This is a genomic window from Fretibacterium sp. (genome assembly GCF_057312375.1).
This window is the reverse complement of sequence record NZ_DBHLDX010000068.1, coordinates 1-10,042: the sequence shown is the minus strand read 5'-3', so window position 1 is coordinate 10,042 and position 10,042 is coordinate 1. Positions and strand designations below refer to the sequence as shown.

At 61.2% G+C, this 10,042-nt stretch carries 14 protein-coding genes and 1 tRNA gene; 13 read left to right on the top strand and 2 right to left on the bottom strand.

The genetic code is table 11. The features are described 5' to 3' along the window. The 13 genes from ACO41U_RS08870 to hemW form a co-directional block, all read left to right on the top strand. The coding region (locus ACO41U_RS08870; RefSeq protein WP_485943253.1) for an EF-Tu C-terminal domain-related protein at positions 1-320 on the top strand (320 nt) is incomplete at its 5' end. Positions 321-404: 84 nt separating this feature from the next. Continuing rightward, positions 405-554: a 50S ribosomal protein L33 gene (rpmG, locus tag ACO41U_RS08865; RefSeq protein WP_298779974.1), complete on the top strand. Its 150-nt coding sequence runs from the start codon at positions 405-407 to the stop codon at positions 552-554. An 83-nt stretch (positions 555-637) separates the two neighbouring features. After that, positions 638-713 (top strand) — tRNA-Trp (locus ACO41U_RS08860). A gap of 45 nt (positions 714-758) precedes the next feature. Continuing rightward, complete coding sequence (gene secE / locus ACO41U_RS08855) at positions 759-962, top strand: preprotein translocase subunit SecE (protein WP_298779977.1); 204 nt, start codon at positions 759-761, stop codon at positions 960-962. Between the two features lie 47 nt (positions 963-1,009). Beyond that, complete coding sequence (nusG, locus tag ACO41U_RS08850; RefSeq protein WP_298779981.1) at positions 1,010-1,549, top strand: transcription termination/antitermination protein NusG; 540 nt, start codon at positions 1,010-1,012, stop codon at positions 1,547-1,549. An 88-nt stretch (positions 1,550-1,637) separates the two neighbouring features. Beyond that, positions 1,638-2,063, top strand: a complete 426-nt coding sequence (rplK, locus tag ACO41U_RS08845) for a 50S ribosomal protein L11 (protein WP_015556008.1) — start codon at positions 1,638-1,640, stop codon at positions 2,061-2,063. 156 nt (positions 2,064-2,219) lie between these two features. Next, on the top strand, positions 2,220-2,924 hold the full coding sequence (rplA, locus tag ACO41U_RS08840; protein ID WP_298779985.1) for a 50S ribosomal protein L1: 705 nt from the start codon (positions 2,220-2,222) through the stop codon (positions 2,922-2,924). A 268-nt stretch (positions 2,925-3,192) separates the two neighbouring features. Continuing rightward, positions 3,193-3,723 (top strand): 50S ribosomal protein L10, encoded by a 531-nt coding sequence (gene rplJ / locus ACO41U_RS08835; protein WP_485943249.1) that lies wholly within the window; start codon positions 3,193-3,195, stop codon positions 3,721-3,723. Between the two features lie 90 nt (positions 3,724-3,813). Beyond that, the gene (gene rplL / locus ACO41U_RS08830; RefSeq protein WP_298779991.1) at positions 3,814-4,197 is read left to right on the top strand and encodes a 50S ribosomal protein L7/L12; all 384 of its coding nucleotides are present in this window, start codon (positions 3,814-3,816) and stop codon (positions 4,195-4,197) included. Positions 4,198-4,437: 240 nt separating this feature from the next. Beyond that, positions 4,438-4,836 (top strand): hypothetical protein, encoded by a 399-nt coding sequence (locus ACO41U_RS08825; protein WP_485943247.1) that lies wholly within the window; start codon positions 4,438-4,440, stop codon positions 4,834-4,836. A gap of 33 nt (positions 4,837-4,869) precedes the next feature. Next, positions 4,870-5,250, top strand: a complete 381-nt coding sequence (locus tag ACO41U_RS08820) for a response regulator (RefSeq protein ID WP_298779995.1) — start codon at positions 4,870-4,872, stop codon at positions 5,248-5,250. A 104-nt stretch (positions 5,251-5,354) separates the two neighbouring features. Further along, positions 5,355-7,163 (top strand): translation elongation factor 4, encoded by a 1,809-nt coding sequence (gene lepA, locus ACO41U_RS08815; RefSeq protein WP_485943245.1) that lies wholly within the window; start codon positions 5,355-5,357, stop codon positions 7,161-7,163. Then, the gene (gene hemW / locus ACO41U_RS08810) at positions 7,153-8,349 is read left to right on the top strand and encodes a radical SAM family heme chaperone HemW (protein ID WP_485943243.1); all 1,197 of its coding nucleotides are present in this window, start codon (positions 7,153-7,155) and stop codon (positions 8,347-8,349) included. Before lepA ends, hemW begins: the two co-directional genes overlap by 11 nt. 7 nt (positions 8,350-8,356) lie before the next feature. Here hemW and ACO41U_RS08805 read toward each other — a convergent pair whose 3' ends face one another. Together ACO41U_RS08805 and ACO41U_RS08800 are read right to left on the bottom strand one after the other, a co-directional pair. After that, positions 8,357-8,662, bottom strand: a complete 306-nt coding sequence (locus ACO41U_RS08805; RefSeq protein WP_485943241.1) for a hypothetical protein — start codon at positions 8,660-8,662, stop codon at positions 8,357-8,359. Continuing rightward, a complete protein-coding gene (locus ACO41U_RS08800) occupies positions 8,659-9,657 on the bottom strand; it encodes an Rpn family recombination-promoting nuclease/putative transposase (protein WP_485943239.1) in 999 nt (332 codons plus the stop codon). The genes ACO41U_RS08805 and ACO41U_RS08800 overlap by 4 nt, the downstream gene beginning before the upstream one ends. Between the last annotated feature and the right edge of the window lie 385 nt (positions 9,658-10,042).

Here is a 10,042-nt window from a genome sequence, read left to right as displayed (position 1 = left end):
GCGGTCAGGTGCTGGCGAAGCCTGGGACGGTGACGCCGCACACGAAGTTCAAGGGTGAGGTGTACGTTCTGAAGAAGGAGGAGGGCGGCCGTCACACGCCGTTCTTTGCGGGATACAAGCCGCAGTTCTACTTCCGGACGACGGACGTGACGGGCGACATCAAGCTTCCCGACGGAGTGGAGATGGTGATGCCCGGCGACAACGCCACGTTCGAGGTGTCGCTGATCGTGCCCATCGCGATGGAGGAAGGGCTGCGCTTTGCGGTGCGCGAGGGCGGCCACACGGTGGGCGCCGGCGTCGTCACCAAAATCCTGGAATAGCTGAATTCCTGGCGGCCGGGGCGCGCTCCGGCCGCCGTTGGAGCACCATCTTAAAATTTAAGGATTTAAGGAGAGGTTTTAGCCATGGCGGATATCATTGGACTGACCTGCACGCAGTGCAAGAGGCGCAACTACACCACGACGGTGAACAAGAAGAAGCAGTCGAAGAAGCTTGAGGTCAAGAAGTTCTGCAAGTGGTGCAACGCCTCCGTCCTGCACAAGGAGTCGAAGTAGGCGGCGAGAGGGCGGCGTTTCGCGCCCGACGCCTTGCATAACTTGCAGGGGTGTTGTAAAATACCTACCGTTGTTTTCAGCGTAGGTCCGTAGCTCAATTGGTAGAGCACTGGTCTCCAAAACCAGGGGTTGCAAGTTCGAGTCTTGCCGGGCCTGCCATTTTATTATGGGTGTCTTTTTGTGATGCCCTCAGGAGGGGCGTATATGGCTAAAGAGGCCGTGAATTCTATACCGGGCATCGCTTTTCTGCGTGAGGTCCGGGCGGAGATGAAGAAGGTCACGTGGCCCACCAAAAAACAGGTTTGGTATTGGACGCTGATCGTCATTGTCTTTACTTTAGGGGTTTCCCTCTACCTGGGGCTCATCGATTTTCTCCTCACGTGGGCTTTCTCCGGCATCCTGGGATAGGTGGCCGGAGGTCTTTTATTCTTTGCAGGCGCTAGGGGGCCTTTGTGATGACGCAGCGCGGCGAACGCCGATGGTATGTTGTTCAAACCTATTCGGGCTATGAGAATCGTGTGAAGGCCGACCTTGAACAGCGTATCGCCACGATGGGCATGGAGGATGGCATCTTTAACGTGCTCGTGCCCATAGAGGATCGCGTCGTTGTGAAGGACGGAAAGAGCCGCAAGGTCACGAGAAAGCTCTACCCTAGCTACGTGTTGGTCGAGATGATCTTGGACGAGCAGTCCTGGCACGTGGTGCGGCACACGCCGGGGGTGACGGGGTTCGTTGGAGCGGGGACGCATCCCATCCCCCTCTCGGAGGATGAGGTAACCCGGCTCATGTCGATCCTGGAGAAGGATCGCCCCAAGGTGGAGATCGCTCTGAAGCCTGGAGATACGGTCACCGTCAAGAGCGGCCCCATGGCGGGGCAGACGGGGCCCGTCGTGGAGATCAACTCCGAGAAGGGGAAGGTCAAGTTCACCGTGAACATCCTTGGTCGGGAAACGGTGACGGAGGCCGACTATCGCCTTCTCGAAAAAATTTGCTGAACGCCGTTTGGACTTCTTGAGGTTAATGCAAGGTTCGAGCGGTGAAGATAAACGTCACGTTTTGTTTTAGAGAGGGGATTTTTATTTCATGGCTAAGAAGGTCGTAGGGCAGATCAAGTTACAGTTGCCTGCCGGAAAGGCGACGCCGGCTCCTCCCGTGGGCCCCGCGCTGGGACAGCACGGCGTTAACATCATGGAGTTTTGCAAGCAGTTCAACGCAAAGACCTCCGATCAGGCGGGCTTGATCATTCCAGCGGTGATCACCGTCTACGCCGACCGCAGCTTCACCTTTGAGCTCAAGACGCCGCCTGCGGCGGTCCTCCTGAAGAAGGCCGCTGGCGTTGAGTCGGGGTCGGGCGTCCCCAACAAGACGAAGGTGGGTTCCGTGTCGCGCGCCAAGGTGCGTGAGATCGCGGAGTACAAGCAGCGGGACCTCAACGCGAACGACGTCGAGGCGGCGATGCGCATGATTGAGGGCACGGCCCGTTCCATGGGCCTTGAAGTGAGGGACTGACGGCCCGTGAGCGTCAGCGAACGGCAGCCGGAAGGCTCCCCGAAAGTGGGGGACTGACGGCCCGTTGCTGGGAGGTTCCCCCAAAGATTGGGAGCTGAGTGATTTTTGTGGCAGAGTCCTTCGGGATTCGCGATCGACCACAGGAGGTTTTTTGAGATGAAGCACAGCAAGCGATACAGAGCTGCCGCCGAGAAGGTCGAGGTGGGGAAGCTCTACGGACTGCGTGAAGCGGTGGAGCTTTACAAGCAGATCGCCACGGCGAAGTTCAATGAGAGCCTGGAGGTCCACGTCCGCCTGGGCGTTGATCCGCGCCACGCGGATCAGCAGGTTCGAAGCACGGTGGGGCTGCCTCATGGTACCGGCGTCACCAGGAGGGTTCTGGTGCTGGCGGCCGGCGAGAAACAGAAGGAAGCTCAGGACGCAGGCGCCGACATCGTGGGCGGCGAGGACCTGGTGCAGAAGATCGCGGGCGGTTGGCTGGAGTTCGACGCAGTGATCGCCACGCCGGACATGATGAAGTCCGTCGGACGGCTCGGCAAGGTCCTTGGCCCCCGCGGAATGATGCCCAGCGCCAAGACGGGAACGGTGACCTTTGACCTGACGAACGCCATCGGCGAGATCAAGGCGGGCCGCGTTGAGTTTCGCGTCGATAAGGCCGGCATCACCCACAACGCCATCGGGCGTCGGGAGTTCACGGCGGATCAGCTCTTTGAGAACGCGAAGGCCATCCTGCAGGCGATCTATAAGGCCCGTCCTGCCTCCGTGAAGGGAACCTACGTGAAGAGCGTCACGATCGCCCCCACCATGGGACCGGGGATCGCGGTGGACCCACTGGACGTTCAGCGGGAGGTTACCGCCTGATCGCGTCCTTTAACCGTTGAATCTTACTTAAAATAGAAACTCCCTGATGTTGTAGACCGCAGGCGCCCCTCGTGGACTCAATGTATGCCTGCCGAGGTGCCGGGGATAGAAGGCTATGAGTTCGTACAGGACTTGTGCCCATTCTGTCTGAAAGAGCTCCCCGGCGGCGGGGAGTTTTTTACGTGGTGCCTCAATGAGTTCAGCTCCGAAGGTGGAGTTGAACGGAAGTTTTAAACTGAGAGATTGACGTCGGAGGAGGTGAAACGATATGCCTGCATCGATTAAATACGAGTTGGTCGCTGATCTGAAGGAGAAGCTTGAGCGCTCGAACGCCGTCTTCGTGGCCGAGTACCGCGGCATGACGGTGGCGGCCAGCACGGCCCTTCGCGCTCGCGTCCGCGCGGCGGGAGGGGAGATGAAGGTCGCGAAGAACACCCTCTTTTCCATTGCCATGAAGGAGGCGGGGCTTCCGGAGCTCCCGGAGGACCTCACGAAGGGACCGAACATCTTTACCCTTTCCTATGGCGACCCCGTGGGCGTGGCCAAGGTGCTGAAAGAGTGTGCCATGGACAAGACCCAGAAAGCCTTCGTCCTGAAGGGAGGCATGCTGGGAAGCACGGTTTTGGACCTCAAGCAGCTTCACGCGCTGGCAGACCTGCCGTCGAAGGACGTCCTGATCGGCCAGGTGGTGCGCACGATTGCGGCGCCCATCTCCGGCCTGGTCAACGTGCTCTCCGGCACGATGCGCGGCCTGGTCACGTGCCTTGCCCAGATTCGCGACAAGAAGGACGCCGCCTAGGCAGACCCTCTGCGGAAACAATGGACCAAGCTGTTTGTCTTTAATATGTTTTGCCATTTTGAACATTAAATTTCTAGGAGGTAACGTTTTATGACTCACGAGGAACTGATTAAGGCTATTGAGGAGATGTCCGTTCTCGAGCTTTCCGAGCTGGTGAAGGCTCTTGAGGAGAAGTTCGGCGTGTCCGCCTCCGCCGCTCCGGTGGCCATGATGGCCATGCCCGGCGCTGCTGCGGGCGCTGCGGCCGCTGCAGGCGAGGAGAAGACGGAGTTCGACGTGGTCTACAAGGGGCCTGGCTCCAACAAGATCGCCGTCATCAAAGTGGTCCGCGAGATCACGGGCCTTGGCCTGAAGGAGGCCAAGGAGCTGGTGGATAACCCGCCGAAGCCCATCAAGGAGGGCGTCTCCAAGGAGGAGGCCGAGGAGCTGAAGAAGAAACTTGCTGAGGCCGGCGCCGACGTGGAGTTGAAGTAACGATTAAAAAAGCGGCCCACCTGGGCCGCTTTTTTAACGCCCGACCGGACTCCCCACGAGTACGCTTGTCTTCGCCGGCGGAGATGGACGGCACTTTCTTTTGTGGTACAATACCTTTAAAGAAGTTGCTTTCCCGCCTTGCTTTCGATTGCCTCGTGGTGCCATTTCCTCGTTGTTCAGGGGCGAAAGAACAACCACGAGGTCGTGTGTTTTTGCTATCAAGGAAACGGAGGTTTTGTTATGAGCAACCAGACTGCGAAGAAGGTTTCGGCTCCTGTAAACAAGAAGAAGCTCATCCTCATTGGGGCCGCGGTGGTCCTCGTCATCCTGAACGTCATGTGGACGGTTCTGCAGAACAAGTTCACGCCTCGGGTTGACGCCTTGAGGGAGGAGTTCACGAAGATCGAGGCCCGCCTGGCCAAGCTGGAGAAGGACGCCCTCCCGGACGTGGAGGCCATTCGCAGCGAGTTGAATGCCCTCAAGCTGATGTCCGAGGAGTACGAGAATCGCTCGACCCAGCTGTTGAAGGCGGAGGAGGCTCAGCTTGCGTCCCTTGAGTCCCAGCTCGCGACGCAGAGGGAGCGCGTTGAATCCCTGAAGAAGCTGGGGGCTGCTGAGGCCGAGGGGAACGGAAAGTAGCGGAGTCCCAGGCGGGACTCCGGAGGTAAGCGGGTGCCTCGAAACGTATTCATCATCGACGACGCGGACTTCATGATCGACATGATACGCATGATCCTGGAGGACGCGGACTACAGGGTCGTGGGGGCCTCAACGGACAGCACGGTCGCGCTGTCGCAGTTGAGGGAGTTGGCTGGTGCCCCCAAGCCGACATCAGTGGATATCGTGATCGTTGACCTTCACATGCCGAAGTTGGACGGTTTTGAAACGGTCCGAAGGCTCCGAGAGATATTCCCCTCAGCAAAGGTGCTGCTGGTGACCGCGAACTCCTCACTCCCCGTCGCCTTGAAAGCCAGGGAGCTGAGAATCGACGGCTTCGTCGTGAAGCCTTTTGAGCCGGAGGTCCTGGTGGAACAGATCGCCAGGCTCGTCTGAACCCTGATCCTTTGGGGCAGGTCGGGCGAGGCAGGCTTATATGAGGAGGGGCGGAGTCCCCTCCTCAATTTTTTGAACGCTTTTAACGTTGCAGAGGAGCACGTATGAAACAGGAGAATATCCGAAACTTTTGCATTATCGCCCACATCGATCACGGCAAGTCCACCCTGGCGGACCGCCTGTTGGAGCGGACGGGAACGGTGCAGTCCCGCGAGATGAAGAACCAGCTTCTGGATTCACTCTCGCTGGAGCGGGAGCGGGGCATCACGATCAAGCTGGTGCCGGTCCGCATGGACTACACGTCGCCCGACGGCAGGAAGTGGGTGCTTAACCTGATCGACACGCCGGGGCACGTGGACTTTGCCTACGAGGTTTCCCGCTCCCTTGCGGCCTGCGAAGGGGCGCTCCTGGTGGTGGACGCCAGTCAGGGAGTGGAAGCCCAGACGGTGGCCAACGCCTATCAGGCGGTGGAGCAGGGGCTTGAGATCCTGCCGGTGATCAACAAGATCGACCTTCCCTCGGCGCGGGAGGAGAACGCGAAGCAGGAGATTCAGGACGTCGTGGGGTTGGATGCCTCAGACGCCATCCTGGCCAGCGCGAAGGACGGGCGCGGCATCGACGATATCCTGGAGCGCGTCGTCGAGCGGATACCGGCCCCTGAGGGGGACGCCGAGGCCCCGCTTCAGGCCCTGGTGTTCGACTCCGTCTACGACAACTACCACGGCGTGATCTCCTACGTGCGGGTCGTGAACGGCGTCATCAGGGAGGGGCAGAACGTCCTGTTCATGCAGACGGGCAGCGTCTACTCCGTGGAGGAGGTGGGGGTGTTCCGGCCGGGCTTCACCCCCGTGGAGCGGCTGGGCCCCGGTGAGGTGGGCTACATCGCTGCCAGCATCAAGACCTTGGCCGAGGCACCGGTGGGGGACACGATCACCGAGGCGGCTCGCCCTGCCGCTCACCCCCTGCCGGGCTATCGGAAGGTGAAGAGCGTCGTCTTCTGCGGGTTCTACCCGGTGGAGCGGGACAACTACCCCCAGCTGCGCGAGGCGCTGGAGAAGCTTTGCCTCAACGACGCCGCCGTGACCTTCGAGCCGGAAACCTCCGTGGCGCTGGGCTTCGGGTTCCGCTGCGGCTTCCTGGGGATGCTGCACATGGAGGTGGTGCGCGAACGCCTCAGCGGAGAGTACGGCGTGGAGCTGGTGGCCACGGCCCCCAACGTCGTCTACGAGGTGGTGACGCCGTCGGGCGCCGTCATCGAGGCCCATCGCCCCAGCGACTTTCCGGATGCCGGCGAGATCGCGGAGGTGCGGGAACCCTACATCAAGCTCTCCGTCTTCCTGCCCTCCGAGTTCGTGGGGAAGGTCATGCAGTTGGTGCAGGACCGGCGCGGGGTCTACAAGTCCATGGATTACCTGACGCCGGAGCGGGTGCGCCTGATCTACGAGATGCCCCTCTCCGAGTTCATCATCGACTTTCACGACAAGCTGAAGTCCCAGACCCGGGGCTACGCCTCGCTGGACTACGAATTCATCGGCCTGCGGGCCAGCGACCTGGTGCGCGTTGACGTCCTGGTCAACGGCGAGGCGGCGGACGCCTTCTCCTTTATCTGCCACAGGGAACAGGCGTACAATCGGGGCCACGCCGCCGTGACGAAGCTGAAGGCCCTGATCCCCAGCCAGCTCTTTGAGGTGCCCATCCAGGCCTCGCTCGGCAAGCGCGTCATCGTGCGGGTCAACGTCAAGGCGCTGCGCAAGGACGTGCTGGCCAAGTGCTACGGTGGCGACATCACGCGCAAGCGCAAGCTCCTGGAGAAGCAGAAGGAGGGCAAGAAGCGGATGAAGCAGATCGGAAAGGTCGCCATCCCCCAAGAGGCCTTCCTGGCCTTCATGCAGGTGGAGGGGGATGGAAAATAGGGGCGCCTTCCCACGGAAGGCCGAGCCAGTTCTTCCTCGCGGAGCACGCCCTTCCCTCTACCTCCACGTGCCCTTCTGCGCGGCGAAGTGCGGCTACTGTTCCTTCTACAGCCGGCGCGCGGGGGATGGCGAGGTGGCTGCATGGCTGGATGCGCTGGAGGCCGAAGCCCGCGCATGGCGCTCGCGGCTTGGAGGGCGCATCCCCCTCCGCACCCTCTACATCGGCGGCGGGACGCCCAGCCTCCTGACGCCGGAGGACTGGCGCCGGGTCCTCCGCACCCTGGAGGCCATGGCGGACCTCTCCTCCCTTGAGGAGGCCTCCGTGGAGGCCAACCCCTCCTCCCTCACGAAGGAGCACCTGACGGTCTGGAAGGACGGAGGTTTTACCCGTGTCAGCCTGGGCGTCCAGAGCCTGGACGACGGTGAACTGCGCCGCATCGGAAGGCTTCATGACGCTGCGGGGGCGCTTCGGGCGATGGAGGTGGTCCTGGATGCCGGCCTACGCCTCAGCGCGGACCTCATCTTCGGGCTGCCGGACCAGACGCTGCGCTCCTGGTCCGCTTCGCTTCGGGGCGTCCTGGCTGCGGGGGCAGGACACCTCTCGACCTATCAACTGACCCTGGAGCCGGACGCCCCCATGAGCCGGCAGGGTTTTCCCCTTCCCGATGGCTACCCCCTCTACCGCTACGCACAGTGGTTCCTCGCCAAAAAGAAATTCCTTCAATATGAGATTTCAAGTTTTGCGCCCGCAGGGGCGGAGTGCCGGCACAACCTGGCCTACTGGCGCCAGGAGCCCGTTCTGCCTCTGGGGCCTGCTGCCTGGGGGTACCTGGACGGATGGCGCTGGTCCAACCCGCCGACGCTGGAGGCCTACCTCGAAGCGGCACGCCACGGCTTCCCCAATCCCTTTGCGGGGGCAGAGCGCCTGTCCCCGCGGGCTCGCGTCCTGGAGGCGGCGATCCTGGCTCTTCGGACCCGGTGGGGCATCGACCGGCTGGAGTTTTCCCGCCGCTGGGGGGCAGGGATGCTGAGGGAGGTGGAGGGAGTACTGCTGGGGCTTCCGCCGCACCTCCTGCGGGTGGACGAGAGGTCTCTGGCCCTGACCCCGGCGGGGATGCGCGTGGGCAATGCCGTCTGGGCAGAACTGATGGCGCTGGAGGACCCCAATACTCCCTCCCTAGAATGAGGAAGCCTTAATTCAGCCGGTCCCTCAGCACCTTGATTTCGTCGAGGGACAGGCCAGTGAAGTCGGCAACCTGTTCAGTCGATACGCCACGGGCCAGCATCCGCCGCGCGGTATCGGCCCTGCCCTTAGCCTCTCCCTTAGCCTCTCCCTCGGCCCTGCCTCTGGCCAATGCGGCCTCCTCGCGCCGGCCCGAGATGTCCTCCTCGTCCCAGAACTCCATCAGGTTCACGATGTACGCCAGACGCTGATCCCGGTCCTGAAAAAATTCGCGCTCCAAATCCAGCGCCGTGCTTTCGCCGCTCGTCCTCATCACCCTCGCAGCGCCACAATTTCGTCGAGGGATAGGCCAGTGAAGTCGGCAACCTGTTCAGTCGATACGCCACGGGCCAGCATCCGCCGCGCGGTATCGGCCCTGCCCTTAGCCTCTCCCTTAGCCTCTCCCTCGGCCCTGCCTCTGGCCAATGCGGCCTCCTCGCGCCGGCCCGAGATGTCCTCCTCGTCCCAGAACTCCATCAGGTTCACGATGTACGCCAGACGCTGATCCCGGTCCTGAAAAAATTCGCGCTCCAAATCCAGCGCCGTGCCGATCCCAGGCTCCATTGCCGCTATCCGTTCCATCTCGTCACCTCGCATTCCGTCCAGGTAACACAGCCAGCGCTCCAGCCTGTTCCGCGGGCGTCGGCCTGCCTTCCGCTCCCTGCGGTCCTTCGGCAGTTCAAAATAGACGATCTGAAGGTCGTCACAGAGAGGCCTTCCGCTCGCGTCGTTGCGGATGGAGTAGCTGTTGCGGCACTCCCGCTCCTCCGGGAGCAGCTCGAAGTCCAACAGGTTCAGGGAGATCGTGCGCACCGTGTTGAGGTACTTCCCCCGACGCTCCAGGGACGTCGAGTAGAGCAAAGACCAGTAATACAGGGTCCGCTTCAGATAGCCCGGTTCGCGACGGACCTGGACCTCCAGGTTGACCAGCTCTCCGTCAAGCCGGGCGGCGATGTCCAGGCGGCTCCCTCTCCCCGAAGCCCGAACGGGCGAAAACTCCCGGTCGATGAAGGCGACCTGTGTAAAGGCCCGCTCTCCATTGGGGAACATCAGGGCGTTCAGCAGGTCGAGGAAAAGCTCTGCTCTCTCCGGCCTGCCGAAGAGGAATTTGAAGAGGACGTCCGCCAGTGGGTAGACCCGCCCCTGGCTCACGTCCCGATCGATCTGTTCCCTGGTCCTGTGAGAGGGAGAGTAAAAGAGCGTTGAGCCCTCCCCGGTTTCGTTCATGTCATTTCGCGCCTCATGCTCCGCGCTTTTGTCGCTCGTCTTCATCGCCCCCCCCTCCAGCTCTGACGCCATTATAGCAAAGGTTGAGCGGACTGGACGGACGATGCCAGTCTTGCGGAGAATGCCGGAGATATCCACGCCGAAGGGCAACTGCTCCATTCCCCAGTATTATCAAAAAACCTGCATTCCGTGGGCGGTGACATTTTTTCTGAATCATTTACAGGGTGATATTATCACTGATCAACAACACACTTCAGAAAAGCCCTTGACACTTTTGTGAGAGGGGGTATAATATTCACCGTTGCGCCGCTGAAGGGCGACGCGATAGACTAAAAACCGGCAATAGCAAGGGTTTAGGTCATGTACCTTGACAACAGATTTACAGGTGAGATATTGAGGGTGAGGCGGTAGCTGAGGGGGTACCTGAGGC